The following is a 20,970-nucleotide window of genomic DNA, read 5'->3' as shown; positions in this document are numbered from 1 at the left end:
ATATATGTCTAACTTCAATCAAGAACTAAAAGAAATTCTTCCTATTAACAGCAAGGAAAAGCTGGATGCCTTATTCAAATTAATGAGTAGAAGGCATACAGTCATTACCACTTATATAGACATAGCAATATTTAAATTTCTTACGGACACAAATTTAAGAAATACGTATTGCATTAGAACTGGTCGTACACTATCTAACGTTTTGTTTAATATAGAAGCGATTGAGAAAAAGAAGAAAAAGAAGGCAAGCCAAAAAGAATCTGATGACAAAAAAGCGAAAGCCAATCCTGAAAGAAAACCAGCTAAAGAAACATATACACCACGTCCAGCTGTTCCCGTTCGCAGACCCGCTGCACCAGAAAGCGTATATAGACAAGGTAAAATAAAGCACACGCCTATAGGACATAGTTATGTCCCAGAAGGCCCTCGTTTACAGAAAAACAAAGGAGTGAGTAGCCTCCAATTTGATGTTAGTAAAGCGATTGCTATTATGAACAGTGCATCAGCCGTTGACAAAATATCTCTAGAACAGAGAGCAGCTGCAGAATCATATAGGCCAAAACCTGAAGAACCAAAGAAGAAAGAAACATCTGTTCCTCAGAGTACAGGAAGCTGGAGCATATCTTCTACAACTACTGAGCAATCTAAGAAATCTGAGTCTGTGCCATCTACAACATCACTAAGTAAGGAAAAGGAAACCCTTATAGAAATCGTTGAAGAATTAGAAGCATGTGAAACAGCAAGGAATAAGGTAGGCATTTTCGCTATTGCACGAGTACATTGTATATATGACGGAAAACCAAATAACTTTTGGTTTACGAGCAGATTGTATGCGCCTAGGGAATTGTCATCTCTTAATGGTTATGGTCGATTTGTTCCTAAGTATTCTGACGTTGCGATTAGAATGCAGAAAAGTGAAGTTGGCACATCCTTTGATTATGCTACTATAAACAAAATCAAAAGGCTGGAGTCACACACGGTTCTTCTGGAAAATCAGTCTAACATTCAAAATCATACTATTTCAATCGCAGGTGACAAACTCACATACCAGTACAGGAATTTAACCGAATTCCTATACTCCTTAAGGAAAAACCAGCAAACTATAAGAGAAATAGAAGCTCGTTTAAATGACCTCGAAGAGAAGAAGAAAGGTAATACTTCTCGCTCCGAACAAAGCAAGAACAATGCTTCTATTGCCGAATTACAAAAGGAATATAGAATCCTGACAGAACAGCAAGAAGATTTGAAGAACATAACCATATACATCCGCAAGCAGGGTGAGATGCGTTATAGTTATGTTGTTGACCCGATACAGACTGGCATCATGGAAAAGCATCTATATGATGGTAAAACAGTTGTTATACAGGGAGGTCCAGGAACAGGTAAAACAACAACAATGATTCATAGGCTGGCTTATCTGACTGATATTTTTGCTATTGATGAAGATGAAAAAAACAGAATAAATAAATACAAGTTATCATCTCATCAAAGAAAACAATTACGTGAGGCTATAAAAAACCATCGCGATTGGATGTTTTTCTCACCATCTGTTTTGCTAAAAGACTACCTTGCAGATGCTATGGAAAAGGAAGGCCTTACCCATGTATCTGAAAAAGTAAGGAATTGGACAGACTACTGCCGGATGATACTTCAGGAAGACTATAACTTATTAGAAACAAGCTATAGTAAGGCACCATTCAAAGTATGTTATTCTACAGAAACTCTCTTTTACCAAGGTTTCAATGTCGTAAAAGCATTTACCGACTTTTATTTGGACCAATGGCGAAACGTGAAATATGAGCTTCCGCAGCTAAATACAGATGGTGTAATATACGAATGGACGGCAATCGCACAAAATATCAAGAATCGATTTGATAGTGCTACAGAATTTGAACTGAACCACTTTGTTATTCTTTTTAACTCTTTAGAGTCTGTATATGGCAATGACTGCAAGAAACTGCTTAACGAACGTAATAACACTATAGGCGAACTTGCTGAAAAGATATGTTCTTTAATTGATCAGGATAGCAAAGCGAAAAATGAACTTAAAATATTCTTTGATTTGACTTCTGATGATGTACTGGATGCAGCCAAAGAAGATGATGACGATTTCACATACATGGAGGAAGAAGAAGAGACTGAGGACTCCGGAATTATTAGAAGCGCAATTCAAAAGGTAATAAAGCCATTGCTTGGTAATAAACCGAAGCCGCATGAAATGTCTCTCCCAATACAGAAATGGCTCAAAGCATATTGTTATACTAAAGTAAACGAAGGGAAAAAGTTGTCAGACGAACAGGCTTTAATAGCAGATGTTCTTCTTCCCATAATTGGGAATCAATTTGATGCTGAAATTAAGAAAATCGGTGAACTTATGATATTTGAGCAGTTTGCTCAATATACAAGGGGAATACGTGCAATTATGTTGAATGGCATTCCTACCAGATATAAAAAATTTCGTGCATACCTGAATAAGTCCAAAGTTGAAGGTTGTAACCTTCCGTTGTTAAGAGATCTTATTCAGAACAAGCAGGGCAGAGAACTGCACTTTCAGGAGCAGTCTCTTCTACTTGGCTTTATAAACACATTGGTTAAACAAATAAAGATATCAACAAACAAACAAATCTCCCATGTTTATGTTGACGCATACGAAGAGGCAGCACGTCCCATCATTGGTGTTGATGAAGCGACCGACTTCAGTATATGCGAAATCTATGCTATGCAATCTCTTTTGAAAATTGAATTTAACTCGTTGACTCTTTGCGGCGATAGAATGCAACGAATTACAGACTGCGGCATTAAAACGTGGGAAGAGTTGGAAAACGTAGTCCCCAACCCTGTACCTTTTGAAATGGTGAAATCTTACCGCCAAAGTACTAAGGTTCTTGAAGTGGCAAAAAAACTCTGTATAGATTCTCTTGGAGAAACGCCAAACTATAAGGCTTTTATGACATCTAAAAAAGTCCCCGCACCTCTTATATATGTTGACGAAGATGAAAGTGAAAAAATCACATGGATTTCTGAAAGAATAGCAGAGGTGTTCCGCGCTTATGGTGATAATCTCCCTTCTATAGCCATCTTTGTAACCGATAAAGGATATATCCCTCGATTTATGGAGAGACTACAAGATACCGAATTTTTTAAAACCAAGAAAATTAAGGTACTTGATGGAACAGACAAAGAAACCGTATCGGATAAACATATATGTGTTTATCCTATAGACGTTGTCAAAGGTATGGAATTCGACGTTGTGTTTTTCCATAATATTGACAAGTTTAACAATGACGATATCCTTAAACGCTACATATATGTGGGCGTTTCGCGTGCTGCTTTCTTCCTCGGTGTTACGATGGTACAGGAGAAAGAGGAAATTAGCAAATACTTTGTTAAGAACAAAGACTGGTTTAAGATTTAAAACATTCTGTCATGTATATAAATCCTCCTTTAAACGATAATACTCTTGCACTATTTGAATATAGTGTAAGGAAGGTGATGTCGCTTGGCATGATGAATGAAACGAATACTCATGCCGCCTGGGCTGCGCTCATTTTTGATTATGAAAAGAAATCATACATGCGTAGCGAACTAATGAGTAAGGTAAAACACGACTACTCTTATTACTTTAGTCAGGATTTACAGTATTCTTTTGAGGAAGAAAAAATAAGAGAAAACTTTCCATACCTGTTTGGTGAGGATGAAGAATTAAATCTTTTTGAACTAATGAGCCGTGCATTGGATGCTGAATGTACTGCACAAAAGGATCCGAGGAACCAAAAGAGATACAAAGTTTCTTCATGTGACAGAATTTCCACACAGGAGGGTCAATATATTTATAAAGCTCAACTAATCGTAGATGAAGGTGAAGACCCACATTTTACCGATGGAGTCTCTTTTATTTTCTTGACTAAAGAGGCACCTTATAGCTGTGAGGTGGTTGAGTTTGATTATGCTAATGCCATTTTATTCTTTAGTTCTACCAGACTTATTTTTGTAACATCTGACTGTCGTGTGATTTCTGACGCGACGATGAATACCATCGCACTAAAGAAACTATTGGAAGAACTCTCTGAATACAACATAAACAAGTCGTATCCGCTTTATAAATTTCTTGAAGGCTCTACAGATAAACTTAAAGACATTAAACATCCACCTTATCCTTCCTATTTAGAAAAATACTTTGTTAAGGACAAATCACAATTCTCTGCATTTAAGGCATCTTTAGATAAAGACATTACTTTTATCTGGGGGCCTCCAGGAACGGGAAAATCATACACTCTTGCCGCAATTATTATGGCGCTTCATAGTATGCCAGGAGAACGTACGGCAGTTTGTTGCTTGTCAAATGTTGCAGTAGACCAACTATTAAGTAAGGTTGTCAAAAATATAACTGTAGAGGAACCAGAAATGAAAAGGGGTGAGTTCTACCGAGCTGGTCGCACACAAGATGAATTGCTATTAAGAACTGATTTCTTGTTTCCTGACGATGCCGTATCGAGCAAGATACGCTTGATGATTAAACTCTACAACAAAAAACTCGAAGGGTATCGAACGACAAATCAGCAATTTTCAAATGAAGCGATTGAAATAAAAGCACAGCTGAAAGATGCTCGAGAAGAACTGAAGGAACATACGGACTATCTAATCAATCAAGTTAAGGTTGTTTTCTCAACCATTTCAAATTTTGTGATCAATCCGAGACTCAAAGATGGCTTGTTTGACAATTTGATAGTTGACGAAGCTAGTATGTTGGCGATGCCTCAGTTAATCGCTCTTGCAAGAAATGTATCGAAACGAATTATTCTTGTAGGCGACTTCCAACAGTTATCACCGATTACTGTTGCAGGAATCCCTGTTCTTAAAAACAATGTCTTTAAATTGTGTGGTATAGATATAAATCACACAAATCATCCTGCTCTTCGCCCACTTTTAAATCAGAGACGCTCTCATCCCAAACTCGTAGAAATCATCAATAAACCTTTCTATGGAGGGCACTTAATGACTGACAACCCGAAATATAATTCTATCGTGGCTCGCCCTCCATACAGTGAATGTGTTGTTGGAATGTGCAGTGTTACAGAAGGAATGGTAAGATTTACTAAAGGAGGCACAAGGCAGAATTTTGCAAACTCGGAGGCTGTCATGCATCTTCTTGACTTATATAATGAACATGAGGAGGATACATTTAGTATAGGCGTTATTACGCCATATACAGGTCAGGTTTCTTTATTAAAAGCGCTTTTCTCGAAACGGGAGTATAGTACAGATTTCCAAGATAGGGTAAAAATCGGTACCGTTCATACTTTTCAAGGATCTGAGAGTGATGTCATCATATTTGACATGGTTGACTGCTCTAAGTTTGAAAAAGGCAAGCCGTACTTTGGGAAGATCTATGCAAATGAACAAGGTGAACAGCTTTTAAATGTTGCTATAAGCCGAGCAAGGCACAAGCTAATTGTGGTCTGTGACCCAGAATACTTGAAAACGAGTCCAGGCGGATCGATATCAGATAGGTCTATATCAATATTTAACACGCTTCTTAAAGCACAATGGACAAAGATATAATTTGATTTATAGTATGGAGAAATGTGTAATTACAAATTGTTGCGAATGTGGATTAACTTTCCGCGCTATAGGAGAAGGGTATTTCGTGACGTGTCCTTATTGCGGTGCAGAACTTAGCTTTACACCGGTAAAGAATAATCGCTTTTCTAAGCGAAATGAACCTCAATATGCCCCAGAGTTGGATAGTTCTCTCTATTATGATGAAGACCTTGAAGGTGCTCCTGGGTTCTATGGGGGTGACTAATGTTTAATGAGAGCAAGCATATGAACAGAACGCTACAATTCTATAACTACGAGCAGTGCTATGCACATTATACCAAGCGGATAATGAGCATACGGCAGGCAAAGATTCATGGTGAGGTCATCGTGGCCAAGCCGGTGTTGTTATTAGCTCTGATAGATGGTGTCGAAAGTGGTGAGTTCACGGCCAACCGATTCGTCCTAAATGAGTGGCTGGAGAAGAGGTATCTCACTCTGATGAAGCAATATACCCGAAACTCGCAGTTTCCCAATCCGGCAGACATTTCAAATCCGTTCTGGCACCTGCAAGGTGACGGGTTCTGGCATCTGATTCTCAAAACGGCTGTAGCTGAAGGCACGACTCCTACCAAGAAGTGGCTGAAAGAGAACGTGACGTATGGGCACTTTGATGATGACCTATGGGTGCTCTTGCAGGATAAGGTCTGGCGGCAGAAGCTACGCGACTACATTGTAGAGCACAAGCTGACAGATGACAGTTGGTTAGGTAAGATTGCTGCTGAGGGGCTAGGGGCTATCGCAGCCCTGCTGCTCGCGGCATAATAAATGGAATTAAACGGATAAGCGTATGAAGATACCGGCAAAGTTCAAGGAGTATATCTGGCTTGTGAACACCATTCGCAAGGCTCGGAGGATTACGTTTGCAGAGATCAACGAGAAGTGGCTGCAGACGGATATGAGTGAGGGCATAGAACTGGCCCGTTCTACCTTTGCACGACATAAGGATGCCATTGAGGACATCTTCGGCATCTACATTGACTGTGACCGCCAGAACGGGTATGAGTACTACATCGGCAATGACTATGTGCTGAGGGAGGACAGCGTGCAGAACTGGATGCTGTCGACACTCTCGGTGAACAACGTAATCAGTGAGAGCCTGTCGCTGCAAAACAGGATTCTGCTGCAGCAGGTGCCATACGAGGGGGAATACCTGAAGATGGTGATGGACGCGATGAAGAAGAGTGTCAGGATAGCCGTCGAATATAGGAAATATGGCACGGACAAGCCCAATCACCTGAACTTTGAGCCGTACTGCATCAAACTGTTCAAGCAACGCTGGTATATCCTGGGCCACTTCCACAGGGATGCAACGGAGGAGAAGCCTGAGTCGGACTACTTCGGTGTGTTCTCGTTTGACAGGATTCTGGAGATGTCGCTGACTGACATCAAGTTCAAAATAGACCCAGACTTCGACGCACAGGAGTATTTTGACGAGTGCTATGGTGTGCTGGTGGGTGACGGTACTCCTGCAGAGAGAATCGTCATCAGAGCCTTTGGCTATGAGCGCTTCTACATCAGAGACCTACCCATTCACCACAGTCAGAGGGAGATTGGCCAGGGCGAGAACTTCGCAGACTTTGAACTACACATGAGGCCAACAATAGATCTGAGTGCCCACTTCCTGAGTCGTGGGAGTCAGGTAAAGGTGCTCACTCCGAAATGGCTGGCAGAAGAGATTTATAATATGCACTTGGAGGCTGCTCAGATGTATGAGCTGGAGGTGAACGAAAACCAAAACGATAACGAAAACCAATAAGCAGTGAAGATACTACATACAAGTGACTGGCATCTTGGTCATACGCTTTACAACTATGACAGGACGGAGGAACAGATGGTGATGTTGCTCCAGATGGTTCAGATTGTCAAGGAGCAGAAGCCCGATGTGTTCCTGCTGTGTGGCGATGTGTACCATACACCACAGCCGTCGTCAGCTGTGCAGACTATGCTGACGAATGCCTTGCTGGACATCCACAAGACCCACCCAGAAATGGTCATCGTGATGACAGCGGGTAATCATGACAGCGGTAGCAGACACGAGATATTTCAGCAGCCTTGGCGTGAACTGAATGTGTATGCCATCGGTCAAATAGAGCGTGAGAACCCTGATGAGCACATCATTGAGGTGCCAGGCAAAGGCTATGTGATTGCTGTTCCCTACTGTACGGAACGGAATATGCCGGAAGGGTTCTTCCAACAGTTGTCAGACTTGGTGAAAGAAAGAAACTCAGCGGGCTTGCCTGTTGTAATGACAGCGCACACTACCGTGAGAGGCTGTGATTTCACAGGTCATGACCATGCCACAGATGCTATCGTGGGAGGAATTGACGCTACGGATCTGGCTCAGATGGGTGACGGATATGACTATCTGGCACTGGGACATATCCACCACGGGCAGTTTGTACATAGCGGTAAGCACAACGTGAGATACTGCGGTACTCCCCTACCCGTCAGCTTTGATGAGACCTTCACCCACTCAGTGAGTATGGTGGAGATTGGCAGTCACGGTGAGAAGCCAACAGTGACGGAGATAGAGATAGAGAACCCGCATCCGCTGGTGACATTGCCAACGGACGGCTTTACAACATGGGAAGAGGCAAAGGAACTGCTGGTGAAGTTCCCGGAAAACATCCCCGCATATATCCGTCTGAATGTAGAGGTGGATGACTTCCTGCCATTGGAGGCCCAGGCAGAGGCACAACTGCTGACGGATGAAAAGCAATGCCGGTTCTGCTGTATCAATGCAAGACGGAAGGCTGTAAAACAAGCAGAAGCCAAAATGCTCAGCGTACAGGAATTCCAAGCAGAGGAGCCTATAGACATTGCACGGAGGTATGCTGAGGATTTGGGCATCGACTTTGACAGTGAGATGCAGAGCATGTTCAACGAGACACTGGAGCAATTGAAAACGGAGGAACTATGAAGCTACAGAAACTGACCATACACAATATCGCATCGATAGAGGATGCCACGATTGACTTTGACGCACAGCCATTGGCAGATAGTGAGGTATTCCTGATAACGGGAAAGACGGGAGCAGGCAAGTCAACCATACTGGATGCTATCTGTCTGGCTCTGTATGCAGATACGCCACGTCTCGATGCTACCAAAATGCAGGGCGACACGCAGGATGGTGAAAAGCCAGTGAAGATTGATGACCCCAGGCAGCTGATGCGCCGGAATACTGGCGAGGCTTTTGTCACACTGACCTTCATCGGCAGTAATGGTGTCAGCTACGAGGCCACTTGGTCGGTAGCTCGTGCCAGGAACAAGGCTACGGGCAATCTGAAGTCGAAGGAGTGGCTGCTACACAATCTTGATACAAATCTCTGTTTAAACAAGGACAAGGAGATTCGCGATGAAATATATGCAGCCATCGGACTTGACTTCAAGCAGTTCTGTCGTACCACACTGTTAGCACAGGGTGAGTTTACCCGTTTCCTGAACAGTAAGGACGACGAGAAAGCTGAGATTCTGGAGAAGATAACGGGTGTGAGCGTCTATACAAAAATTGGTGCCAAGGTCTATGAGATCACCAATCAGAAGAAACGACTGTGGGAAGATGCCGAGCAGCTGGTGAAGAACGTCCAGACATTCTCAGAAGAGGTGATTGCCCAAAAGAAGGAGGAAATCGCGGCTTTGGAGACCCAGTATGAGGAAGTCAAAACGAAGCATGATACGGCCAAGAAGAAATGTGACTGGCTAAAGACAGATGCTGAACTGGCCGGAAAGGTGAAGAAGGCTACTGAAGACAGTGAGAAAGCTGCTGCCATCACACAAAGCGAGGACTTCAAGAAAGAAGAAGGGCTGGTAAGTCTGTGGCAGGCAACGATTGAAGCCAGGAGTTGGTTGACCACAAAGAACAAGGCCAAACGGGATATCGAAGAGGGCAAGACGGCAATAGGCAAGCAACAGGATATCATCGATGCAGAAAACAAGAAGCTGGCTGAAACCCTGAATCCAGAATTTGAAAAAGCGGGCAGAGACGCTGAGACGGCAAAGGTACTGTTTGAAAGACAGCAAATAGCACTGCAATCTCAGGAGGCTAATCTGGCTGCCCTGAACCTTTCAGGGTTACGAAAACAACGGGAAGAGGCAAAGGATCTGCAGCAAAACATCAAGACCGCCAATGAACTGGTAACATCGGTAGCAGAGGCCAAGGAAAAGGTGGAAAATGCCCGTCAGACCCTGGAAAAGTCGCTGGCCAGCATTGAGGAGAGCAAGAAAAAGCAGGAGGAGTACCCTGCGAAAATACACGATGCAGAGGTCAAGATGAACACCTGCAAGGATCTACTGGATAAGCAGAAGGATACCATCGACAAGTTCGCCAAGACCATGCGCCAGAAACTGCATGTGGGTGACAAATGTCCTGTCTGCGGTCAGGAAATCGTCGCAGAGCTACCCCATGAAGAGGAATTGGCAGAACTGGTGGCTGGCCTGACAACATCGTTCAAGGAGGCTGAGAAGGATTATAACACCATTGTTGCCGAGAAAAACAAGCTGGATGCGGAAGTTAAGACCGCTACCAATGCCTATAATCGGGATAAAGAGAATCTGGACAAGGACCAGTCAGTACAGATAACAGAACAGAAACTGGCGGCGGCTTGTAAGGCTTGTGGTATAGAAACCGTGGATGAAAACGTTCACTTTGTGCTGAAAAGCCTGAAGAACAAGACTGATTTGGCTCTCGGTGAACTTGAAGGCAAAATCAAAGACGGTGAGCAAAAGGAGAAAGAGGTTAAGGAGCTGAGAGATAAACTGGATGCACTGAGGAATGACTGGGATGCCAAGAAAGGTGTTGTGGACAAAAGCAGAGAAGCCGTTGAAGCCTGTAAGCACAAGATGGCCGTTGCCAAGGAGCTCATTGGTGCCAAGCAAAAGGATGTACTGGAACTGACTGCCTCTGCAGAGACGAACCAGAAACTTATAGATGGTTTCTGTGCAGAACATGAGGATGTCAACGAAGAAGTGCTAACGACCCTCAATGCCTATTCTGCTCAGGAAATCACTCAAAAGGACAAAGCCTTGGACGAAGCACGGAGTAATGCACTGACCCAGAAGACGCTGTTGCTGGCTGTGATGAAACAGCAGGAGGAACATCAGCAGAACAAGCCAGAATTTGCAGAGGAAGATACTGTAGAGTCACTGGAATCACGGGTTCAGGAGTACGATAAACAGATGACTGAGGCCAACGTCAGGAAAGGTGCTCTCAATCAGGAACTGAAGACAGACAGTGAAAACAAGCAGCGTCTTGGCGCGATGAAAGCTGATGCTGACAACAAGAAGGCCGACTACCAGAAATGGAGTCGTATGAATGCTCTGATTGGTGATGCTTCAGGCAGTAAGTTCCGTAAGATTGCCCAGAGTTATGTTTTGACAAGCCTGATTCATTCGGCCAACAGTTATATGAAGACACTGACAGACCGTTATACGCTGAAAGTAGCTCCTGGCACCTTTATCATCATGCTCGAGGATGCCTATCAGGGTTATGTCAGCCGTGCCGCCAGTACCATTTCTGGTGGTGAGAGTTTCCTCGTTTCATTGTCTCTGGCCCTGGCATTGAGTGACATCGGACAACAATTGGCCGTAGATACGCTGTTTATTGACGAGGGGTTTGGTACTCTGAGTGGTGAGCCTTTGCAGAACGCAGTAAACACCCTTCGCTCTCTGCACTCGAAATCAGGTCGTCATGTGGGTATCATCAGCCATGTGGAGGAACTTCAAGACCGTATTCCTGTACAGATCCAGGTGATGCAGGAAGGAAATAATTCGAGCAGCAAAGTGAAAATTATCCCGGATGTGCCACGAATTGAGACAACCTCGATATAAATTTGCAGCCACATAAATTAAATAAGGTATGATAGGAGCAATTATTGGTGATATTGTAGGAAGCCGTTGGGAGTTTGACCCCACAAATGACTACAACTTTGAGTGGTTATCCGATGAGAATGGGTTTACGGATGATACCATCTGTACGGTGGCTGTGGCTGATGCTCTGCTTGAAGGTCGTGACTTTGGCGAGAACATCCATGATTGGTGCAAGCGATATCCTCACCCGATGGGAGGCTATGGTGGAAGGTTCGCACAGTGGGTACAGAGTGATCATCCCCAGCCATATAACAGCTTCGGTAATGGGGCTGCTATGAGAGTGAGTCCGGTAGCACATTGGTATGAGAACATTGATGAAATGCTCGATGCTGCAGCGGCTACAGCCCTACCCTCTCATAATCACGACGAAGGAATCAAAGGAGCACAGACGGTGGCCCTGGCAATTTTTAAGGCTCTAAGTTATCACAGATTCCAGGAGGCCCCAATGCACATCGACGAGATTCTTCAAGAATGTGTGGAGTTCTCCGGCTACGACATCAACATGCCCAAGGCATCTGTCTTAAACAGGTTTGACGAGACCTGCCAAGGCACAGTGCCAGTTGCCCTGAAGATTATTAGCATGGCCACCTGTTTTGAGGATGCCGTGCGTCTGGCTGTCAGCCTCGGTGCCGATGCAGACACATTAGGTGCTATAGTGGGTAGCATCGCTGAAGCCATTTGGGGCATTCCCTCTAATATGCGAAGGACTTTTGAAAAATTCCTGCCCGATGATATGCAGACAGTTCTTCATCATTTCCGTCATGAGCGCCCTCGTTCATATAAGCCACTGACCGATACCTGCTTCGCTGGTGATGACTTCAGTGATGTAAGCTGGGAAATGCTATATGACTTGGATGGTAAGGATGCCTATGACGAGATTATGAGCAAGACAAAGAGTGAGCATGCTCGGAAACGCCTCCTGATGGCAGAACGAGCCAAGTCAAGGGAGAATTGGTAATTAAAAAGGGATAGCTATGCAGATTGGGTTTGTTAACTTCAATACTGAAGAGAAGAAAAGGGTGTCAAAGATGATGCAGTTGCTCTCGGAATCGGAAGCAATTGAGGAACTTGGCATAGGAAGAGTGAGAGATGACTTTTCGAATACGCTGTTCCCGGGAACCTCCACACTTCAGCATCATGCAAAGTACTTTGCCATCCTACCATCACTCTATTACCATGCAGCACATTGCGGAAGGAAGTTTAGCAGTGTTCAAGAAGTGGAGAGGTATATCAAGGAGGCAGAAGTGCAGATAACACGACAGTTGGCCGAACATGATGACGGGACATCAAAGCTGGGCATTACAGGAATCAACACCTACAAGGAGGCATTAACGGATTACCACAAATACGTGAAATACGACCCAACCTATATTTACTGTAGCGGCATGGCGACTTACGGTATGATTCCAGATACCAGTGTTTACCAATTGATTAAGGAAATCAGCCTGAGTGACGTTGATAATCCACATAATAAACGCAAGCTTAAGGGTGAGGATAATACTGAAGATGCCCAAGACTTGGCAGGTGACAAACAGAGTATACGGACATCTGGAGAGAAATATGACTTCTTCAATGGGTCAACTATGCCTCTGTCACTTTCGGCTACAGAAGCCTATTTCGTCAAGAAGAAGATACTCGACTCGCCCTTTAGCAAGGGAACACTCCTAACATTCCTGCTAGATAAAGACTACTTGTCATTGACCGATGAAATCGGCTATTATGAACTTGAACAACAGCTTGATGGTCTCGACAAAGATGTCAGGGGAGTCTATGACAAGTCTGTCTTGTTCTCAAAGCTTATTCATCTGATAGATTGGAGCTTCAATCATGCATACTATAGCAGTTTTGGTAACGATGAACAAGCAGCAGCATGTCAGCAGGCCTTTGAGATGCTGTATGCCTCTCATAGAGAAACCATCTGTGATGTTCAGAACTACGAGTCATTGTTTGACTATATTAGGATGAAAGACCCGATGCTGACAGACTTCTGTGAAAACTGTTATCGTGAGCTCATAGCGAATGGTACGAATTCACTCCATCAGCTTGACGAGCTGGTTACAAGCAGGGAGAGGACGGTTAAACGAGAGAGAAGCAAGATCGGGAACAGTGCTTATCGAACCGTTAAAAGGATGGCTCCTGGTTATAACGAATTCCGATGGACTACAGTTAAGACTATGGTTAATGAAATAAGAAATCCCCAGTAAACTATGGCACAGAGTCTATTGCAAGAACATTTATACGGTGATTTGTTAGCCCCTACTCAGGGTTATCATACCGATTTTGCTGTGGGAATGACCTATTCTCTGGGGTTTGACGCCTTGATGACGGTACACTTAGCCTTCGGCATGTTGGGCGACATGGATGAGAAAGAGATACAAACGCCCCATTTGTTGCTTGAAGCCATCCTTAAGAACAGTGATAAAATGGTTATCTTCTGCAATAAAGGAAGCATCGCCGTTCCACCGACCATCAGAAAGGTTTATTCGCTGCTTGAAAAGAATATCTTTGAGGTGTTCAATTCAGCTAACATAACAGCTAACTTCCATCCCAAAGTGTGGCTCATCAGAGAGGTGAACAATGACAACAGCAAGGATGTGCTGATGAAACTGATTGTTTCAAGCCGGAATATGGCTTATTCCGATAACATTGACTGTATCACATGTATGACAGGAAAGGTTGGGAATGCACAAATAAAAAACATTAAGCACAGACCACTTAGAACGTTTATTGAGAAAGTCTGCTCTTATTCCAACATCTCAGAGGAACAGGCTAAGAAGGTGTATGCCTTGGCCAAGGAAGTTGAAAGAGTAGAAAAGTTTGATGTGGACAAGCCTTTCGATGACTATGATTTCTTCCCATATCTCTTTCAAGAGGACTTCGGTCTCGGTCAGGTAGAAGACTATTTATGCGGAACTGAAAGTATCATAGTATCACCCTTTATTGATAAGACTCTTTTAGGGCGTATTAATCCGAACAGGAAAGAGCATCGTGCCCTGATTACCAGGAAAGAATATGTGACAGCAGATATCTTCAATTCGTTTGACCCTAAAGGAGGCGTGTTTATTGCCTTAGATGATTTGGCTACAAGGGGTATGGATCTTCATGCTAAAATGTATTTAGTGTGGATGGGGCGAGATCAGCATTATCTATATCTCGGTTCAGCTAATGCGACCAACTCAGCTTTTGAAAGGAATGGAGAGTTTTTGTTGAGACTAAAATTCGAATATGGCAACAGCAAATATTATCATTTCCTGAAAGATTTCTATGAGGAAAGCAATAAAGATAGCAAGTTCGTCCGCTTAAATGAGCCCGTTGAGAAGGCTACTACAGTCATCAAGTGGGACAATGCAGAGCTGGCCATGAAGAAGATGATGTGCGCTGATGACCTGAAAGCCAAAATCACCAGACATCGTGATAATTCCTTTAGTGTAGTGGTAACATCTTCACTAAAGAAATTGGATAATCCCGTCTTTATTGCTCCCTTGCAGAAACGCGATATGCTTCGTGAATGGAAAGGCAGAGCTGTGTTTGACGAGATGTCGGCAGAGGAGCTTTCTGAGTTCTACATTGTCAGCTCACAGCTTGATGACGGTAAACATCATGAGGCAGTTATCAGAATAGCTACAGAAGGAATGCCCAATGACCGCGATACTGCCATATATAAGAGTATTATCAAAAACAAACGCGATTTCGTAAAATTCCTGGAACTGATGTTAAGTGATACACCTGTCCAGTATCTCTCGAATGAGATATTATTGAGAGAAAAAGGCGCAGGAGAATCCGAGGACGGGTATGAGTACGCCCAAATATATGAGAAAATGCTCCGTATGTCAGCAGTTAATCCAAAACAGATATTGCAGATAGGTAAAATGCTGGACAAACTCGACAAAGAGACCATTCCAGAGGAATTTAGCAGAATATACAAACAGTTTTCTAATGCAATCAAGTTATGAAGAATAGTCCTTTAGATTTCCAGATCGCAACGGCCAATCACGTGCTTGATGCTTTTCGTAACGGGCAGCACAGGGTATTGGTTGCTGATGAAGCAGGTCTTGGAAAGACGACAGTAGCTTCTGAGGTTGTCAGACAAGTGAGGAATTTGGATGGTATCTTTGAAGACGGAATCTACTGCATTGTATATGTCTGCTGTAATCTTCAGATTGCTCAGCAAAACATTGATACACTATCTGATGACGGTGACACTGTTGATCTGGCCCAAAGCCGACTGTCCATGCAACACTTCGTATATTACAGGAAAAAGACTGATCTGATTAAAAACGGGCAAGATACTTTGGTTTTATCTTTAACTCCAGCCACATCATTCCAAATGACCTTGGGAACAGGAAGTGCAGACGAACGAGCATTGATTTATGCATGTCTATCTTTGTTGCCAGAGTTTGAAGATGAAAGCAGGAATGGTGAATTATCCAGTATGTTGCAGAGGGATGCTTATAAGGGCTGGGGATGGTATAGGAGCCGTTATGTTGAGTTAGTCAATGCCACAGATATGAGGGAATATCGTGAGACCATCAAGAAAGCCATGTTGTCCCATATTGAAACCTCATATAAGGGAACTACCATCAAGACTGAGCTTATGCGACTTACTTCAGGAGAAGAAGTTGAGAACAGGAGCAGTGCCGGTTACTGGCTAATTATAGCCCTGAGAAAGATGTTTGCCAGTATAAGCCTTGAAGTTCTGAAGCCTGATTTGGTTATTATGGATGAGTTCCAGAAATTCAGTTCACTCATAGTTACAGGACAAGACGATACTCATGATTCAGAGGAGAACATGGTGGCCAAAAAGTTCTTTTCCAACAAAGAAACGTTTATCCTGCTACTCTCAGCTACACCTTATAAGCCATATACAACTATAGAAGAGTTGAATGAAACCAATAACGATGAGCAATATAAGGATTTTCACCGCTTGCTGAACTTTCTCTACGAAAACTCCGAGAATGCTCCGGACGTCAAGATTATCTGGCAAAGCTATTCTACCGCATTATCACATCTAGGAAAGACGGATCTTACCGAACTTCTTGAAAAGCATGATACCGCTGAAGGAATGCTTTATAACGTGATGGGAAGAACTGAGCGACAGAACACGGGTATCATCAAAGAAATGATACCAGACATCAGTCACTGTCTGACAGAGGGCGATATTAATTCATACATACAGATGCAGCACCTTATTGACAATTGTCGTAGTTTTGGACAACGCGTTTTCTCTGCGCCCACAGACTACACCAAATCTGCTGCTTTTCAATTGTCATTCATGGACAATTATAAGCTAAAGGATGAAATACAGAAGGGTTGGGCTGCAGGAGCAAGAAGGAAATCTAATGTTGATTGCCTGCTGCTTGACAAGAACTTTGTTGAGAACTACAAACTTACCCAATATAACAATGCAAGGTTGAATTTCGTCATTGAAAGCATTTTTGGCGACAAACAGCATCCGACATATGTAGAACAGCTCTTATGGGTTCCTACTTCGCATCCATATTACACAACTGGTGAAACTATTTTTACAAGGAACTGTGATTTCTCCAAATATCTGGTATTTTCCTCCTGGGGCATGGTTCCAAAGATGTTGGCTTCGCTTATTTCATATGAGTCTGAAAGAAGACTCTATAGGAGAGCCTATAAGGGAGCTACCTATTCAGATGATGTAAAAGTGCTGCTAAAAGATGACAACCGGACGAAAGGATCGGCTATCCTCAATACCGTTTCGACCTATCTTGCCGGTCTGTATAATCCTGAAATGTATTTCGGTAAAAGCCTTTCAGAGATCAAAAAGGCCATCAAGGAAATAATAACGGAAAGGCTGGAATCCATGGATGGTGAACGCACCAACAGAATCAGTTCCATTGATATTTTCTTATTGATGCAAGCCTTTGACAATAATGAAGACCACGTGGATAGGATATATTCCGATGCAGCAGACGTGTTAGCTGAAATCGCCATCGCTTCTCCTGCCTCCTGCTTGTATAGGGCCTTGTGCAGAACAACACAGAATGACAACAAATCCTATGTTAAGGCAATGGCAGAAGATGCTGCAAAGGAATTGGTGGGCATCTTCAATAATCGTTATGGAATAGCAGCTGTTAAACTAACTTGTAGGTCCAACGAGGAATATTTCCTGAGAGTTCTTGATTATTGTGCTTTGGGAAATCTGCAAGCCACAATAGATGAATTTATACACATGATTGGTGAGACCAAGCCATTGGAACCAATCAAGAATCGGATAAAGGAGTCGCTTGTATCTGCATTTAGACAGCCTGTTGGCACAATACAGGGTTTTACAAAAGACGACAAATACTCCATGAGGAAACACTTTGCCGTAGATTTTGGTAATACAAAACAGACTGAACAAGCTGTAACACATGCCACCAGTGTCCGTTCGGCATTTAACAGTCCCTTCCGTCCTTTTGTACTTTCATCAACATCAATCGGCCAAGAAGGACTAGATTTCCATTGGTATTGTCGTAAGATGATTCACTGGAATTTACCTTCAAATCCACAGAATTTGGAACAGCGTGAAGGTCGTATCAACCGATATAAATGTCTATCGGTGAGAAGGAATGTTGCAAAGGCCTTTGGTGATAAGTTCTCATGGAATGAGATGTTCGAGAGTGCGAACCAAGTCCTGAAACAGGATAATCCTGCTATGGTACCCTATTGGTTCCTGCCTCTGAATAATGAAGTGTTTGAGGGAAGGAAAGATCTTGAATACATTGAGCGTATTATACCAATCTACCCCATGAGTGAAGAAAATGGCAGATACCGCAGGCTTATTGAGGTCTTATCCCTATATAGATTGACTATGGGGCAGCCCAGGCAAGAGGAATTACTCCAAATGTTAGCAGGGAAAGTATCGGATGAAGATATAGAGAAGTTGCTATTCAATCTCAGCCCATTTAAGAAAGATAGAAATAGATGATTCAAGCCAATATGATAGAAAAGTGTAGTGCATATGAGATAATAAAGTTTGTTCATGAACTCCATTCTCGTGGATATGAACAATTACGGCTACTTCCTGGAATGTCTCCAAACGGGTGTTGCTGGCGATGGATGATTTACCCAAAAGTCCTGATGAAGAATGATTGCCTTTTTGAACAACATGGTGATTGCACTCCATTTAACTGCCTTCATGGCAGTACTGGTGAAGCCCATCCTGAAGAAGGAAGGGAATTGATTCCGATTGACCATATCTTTGAAGAGAATAGGGCCTATTTTGAATTGGCATATGGTAAGGATGAAGAATATGTCGAATGGTTTAATGAGATTGTTAAGCATGCCGAGAATGATAACTATCCCATTGCCTTTGCGGATATGTACTTCGAAGAACAATGGTTATTTATGGGTTCCAATGAGTTGTTGAAATATCCTCCTTTTTGCCCGACAGATTATACTTCCTTATCTGATGGACAGATAATAGAATACGCAAAATACACATTTGACCAGAATTCTGTTAAGGAATTGGAATTATTCCTGAAATCAAATGATCCGAAACCCTCAGTTCAAGAAACTGCTGATGTGATTCGGCAAGCCATTAGAGAAAACAAGGGGCTTGTTGAGCATTATGATGCGTATGAGAATAAAGAGGAATTGTTTGCCTGGGGAGAAAAGGAAAAGAGCTGATATAAAGCATGGAAGCAATAGAATTAGTAAGGTCTTTTATCAAAGAGCGTTTGGATGGTGATATCGAAAGACTCTCAACTTTCGAGTTAGGAAATCTACGTGGTGATGACATTTACGGATGCCCGAACAGGAATTTTGACTCTGATGACACAGAGCTGATGAGGGCAATTTATTGTATTGTCTTTGCTGATGCCTGGGAACACATATCAATGGATAATCTAGGCGAAGGGAAACTGCGAGGTGATACCATGAATAGCTATAATACTCTTTTCTCTCCGACTTGGAAAGAAAGGTTTAGTGAAATATGGAATCCTGACAAAGAACTTGTAGCTAAGATACGGAAGTATCACAAGATCTGCTATACAATTGGAAACATGACGATTCTTCCAGATAAACGTATTGGAGAATGGAGCATCAACAAGCACCGCGGTTGTCATGACGAGTGGCATGATTATGAAGACAGATTTTTGGCAGCCCTCCATAAAGTCCTAACTCAGCAAGCCGATAGAGACCCGGATTTAGAAGAACTTGTAAAACTCAACGAAGAAGACTTCCGTCCGCTCTATGGTGTGGAAGGATGGCGGAGTTTTATTGAAAAGAATATGCTGGAATACTACGTGGGGGATGATTATGTTCCTATGGTAAAATCTTTGGGCTATACTTATTGGCGAGGAGGATATACCAATAGAGAACGGTTTTTCTCTGAATGTCATCGTTATATCGATGATAGTACTCAAATTATTAATAATAGGGCTAAAAGAATGATAGAAATACTAAACGAGCAATTATGAAAAAATGGCTTTTTCCTATATTACTGTTGTTGGTAGTTTCATGTACCAACAGGAAGAACACTGACGCTACCATCAAAGATACGGATAGTGTCGCTGTTATGGACTCTATGCATCCTGATTTTCCTCCTCCACCACCAGACAGTGGCAGGGTTGATGGTCATCGTCCACCTCCACCGCCTGATGGTATGCATCCCGATGGGCCACCACCTCCCCCACCTCATGGGAAAGTGCGTCCTCATCACAAGCCTGATAATATGCGTGGATTCGATCCTGCATCGGAAGATGATATGGATGACAACGGCATGAGCCGCTATATGGAGAATAATGACGAAGAAGGTTGGGATTAATCCATAAGGAATACAAAGTATGACTCGACAACATATAGTTTTCTTGACTGGCGCAGGTGTCAGCGTGGATAGCGGACTGAGTACGTTCCGTGGCAAGGATGGATTGTGGACAAATGAGGAGTGGGCATATTTGGCCAGTACGGAGGCACTTTACAATGACACTCAGAGGTGCCTGGACTTCTATAACTGGAGACGCAAACAGCTTTCGGAGGTAGAACCAAATGATGCCCACCGCATGATTGCGGAGTTGGAAAAGGAGCACGAGGTGACAGTTATCACGCAGAATGTGGATAACCTACATGAACGGGCAGGCTCTACCCAGGTGATTCATCTGCATGGTGAACTGAGCAAGGTGTGTTCGATGAACAACCGAACGACCTGCGTGAAGGAATATCCGTTGACAACACCCATCATGGTGGGTGATAAGGCAGAGGATGGTTCACAGTTACGCCCGTATATCGTGATGTTTGGCGAGTATGTTGACAGCATGAATGTGGCCATCGACTATGTAAGCAAAGCGGATATCTTCGTTGTCATCGGAACCTCTCTGAAGGTCTATCCTGCAGCAGGGTTCATTAACTACGCTCACCACGAGGTTCCCAAGTTCGTGATTGACCCAGGAGAGATGGATCAATGCACGCATTTGGGCTTCACCCACTTTAAAACCACTGCTGCAGAGGGTATGAAGATGCTGCTGGAGGCATTCAAGGAATTGTAGAAAATGAATT

The 20,970-nt window shown here is 43.1% G+C and carries 14 protein-coding genes; all 14 read left to right on the top strand.

Annotation, left to right across the window (positions count from 1 at the left end; all coding sequences use genetic code 11):
* Positions 1 to 4 precede the first annotated feature (4 nt).
* The 14 genes from BUB86_RS02770 to BUB86_RS02705 all read left to right on the top strand — a co-directional run bounded on the left by BUB86_RS02770 (position 5) and on the right by BUB86_RS02705 (position 20,960).
* Positions 5 to 3,415 carry a DNA/RNA helicase domain-containing protein gene (locus BUB86_RS02770; RefSeq protein ID WP_073205002.1) on the top strand — a complete coding sequence of 1,137 codons (3,411 nt, stop codon included), beginning with the start codon at positions 5 to 7 and terminating at the stop codon, positions 3,413 to 3,415.
* A gap of 11 nt (positions 3,416 to 3,426) precedes the next feature.
* On the top strand, positions 3,427 to 5,562 hold the full coding sequence (locus BUB86_RS02765; protein WP_081373054.1) for a DEAD/DEAH box helicase: 2,136 nt from the start codon (positions 3,427 to 3,429) through the stop codon (positions 5,560 to 5,562).
* 264 nt (positions 5,563 to 5,826) lie between these two features.
* Complete coding sequence (locus BUB86_RS02760; protein ID WP_139261331.1) at positions 5,827 to 6,363, top strand: hypothetical protein; 537 nt, start codon at positions 5,827 to 5,829, stop codon at positions 6,361 to 6,363.
* Positions 6,364 to 6,388: 25 nt separating this feature from the next.
* Positions 6,389 to 7,357, top strand: coding sequence for a helix-turn-helix transcriptional regulator (locus BUB86_RS02755; RefSeq protein ID WP_073204993.1), 969 nt, complete (start codon positions 6,389 to 6,391; stop codon positions 7,355 to 7,357).
* Positions 7,358 to 7,360: 3 nt separating this feature from the next.
* A complete protein-coding gene (locus tag BUB86_RS02750; RefSeq protein WP_073204989.1) occupies positions 7,361 to 8,521 on the top strand; it encodes an exonuclease SbcCD subunit D in 1,161 nt (386 codons plus the stop codon).
* Entirely contained in the window at positions 8,518 to 11,427 is a 2,910-nt protein-coding gene (locus BUB86_RS02745; RefSeq protein WP_073204986.1) for an AAA family ATPase, read from the top strand. The genes BUB86_RS02750 and BUB86_RS02745 overlap by 4 nt, the downstream gene beginning before the upstream one ends.
* A 28-nt stretch (positions 11,428 to 11,455) precedes the next feature.
* A complete protein-coding gene (locus BUB86_RS02740; RefSeq protein ID WP_073204983.1) occupies positions 11,456 to 12,424 on the top strand; it encodes an ADP-ribosylglycohydrolase family protein in 969 nt (322 codons plus the stop codon).
* Positions 12,425 to 12,440: 16 nt separating this feature from the next.
* Positions 12,441 to 13,670: a DUF6361 family protein gene (locus BUB86_RS02735; RefSeq protein ID WP_073204979.1), complete on the top strand. Its 1,230-nt coding sequence runs from the start codon at positions 12,441 to 12,443 to the stop codon at positions 13,668 to 13,670.
* Positions 13,671 to 13,673: 3 nt separating this feature from the next.
* A complete protein-coding gene (locus BUB86_RS02730; protein WP_073204976.1) occupies positions 13,674 to 15,419 on the top strand; it encodes a hypothetical protein in 1,746 nt (581 codons plus the stop codon).
* On the top strand, positions 15,416 to 18,403 hold the full coding sequence (locus tag BUB86_RS02725) for a helicase-related protein (RefSeq protein WP_073204973.1): 2,988 nt from the start codon (positions 15,416 to 15,418) through the stop codon (positions 18,401 to 18,403). The genes BUB86_RS02730 and BUB86_RS02725 overlap by 4 nt, the downstream gene beginning before the upstream one ends.
* Positions 18,400 to 19,104, top strand: coding sequence for a hypothetical protein (locus BUB86_RS02720; RefSeq protein WP_073204969.1), 705 nt, complete (start codon positions 18,400 to 18,402; stop codon positions 19,102 to 19,104). Before BUB86_RS02725 ends, BUB86_RS02720 begins: the two co-directional genes overlap by 4 nt.
* Positions 19,105 to 19,112: 8 nt before the next feature.
* The gene (locus tag BUB86_RS02715) at positions 19,113 to 19,895 is read left to right on the top strand and encodes a DUF6994 family protein (RefSeq protein ID WP_073204965.1); all 783 of its coding nucleotides are present in this window, start codon (positions 19,113 to 19,115) and stop codon (positions 19,893 to 19,895) included.
* Entirely contained in the window at positions 19,892 to 20,242 is a 351-nt protein-coding gene (locus tag BUB86_RS02710; RefSeq protein WP_139261327.1) for a hypothetical protein, read from the top strand. Before BUB86_RS02715 ends, BUB86_RS02710 begins: the two co-directional genes overlap by 4 nt.
* Before the next feature lie 19 nt (positions 20,243 to 20,261).
* The gene (locus BUB86_RS02705; protein ID WP_073204959.1) at positions 20,262 to 20,960 is read left to right on the top strand and encodes an NAD-dependent deacylase; all 699 of its coding nucleotides are present in this window, start codon (positions 20,262 to 20,264) and stop codon (positions 20,958 to 20,960) included.
* The last annotated feature ends 10 nt before the right edge of the window (positions 20,961 to 20,970 follow it).

The sequence above is a fragment of the Xylanibacter ruminicola genome, assembly GCF_900142525.1.
Classification (GTDB): Bacteria; Bacteroidota; Bacteroidia; order Bacteroidales; family Bacteroidaceae; genus Prevotella; species Prevotella ruminicola_A.
Note: the sequence above shows the minus strand (reverse complement) of the source record. Positions and strands in the feature narration are given on the sequence as shown.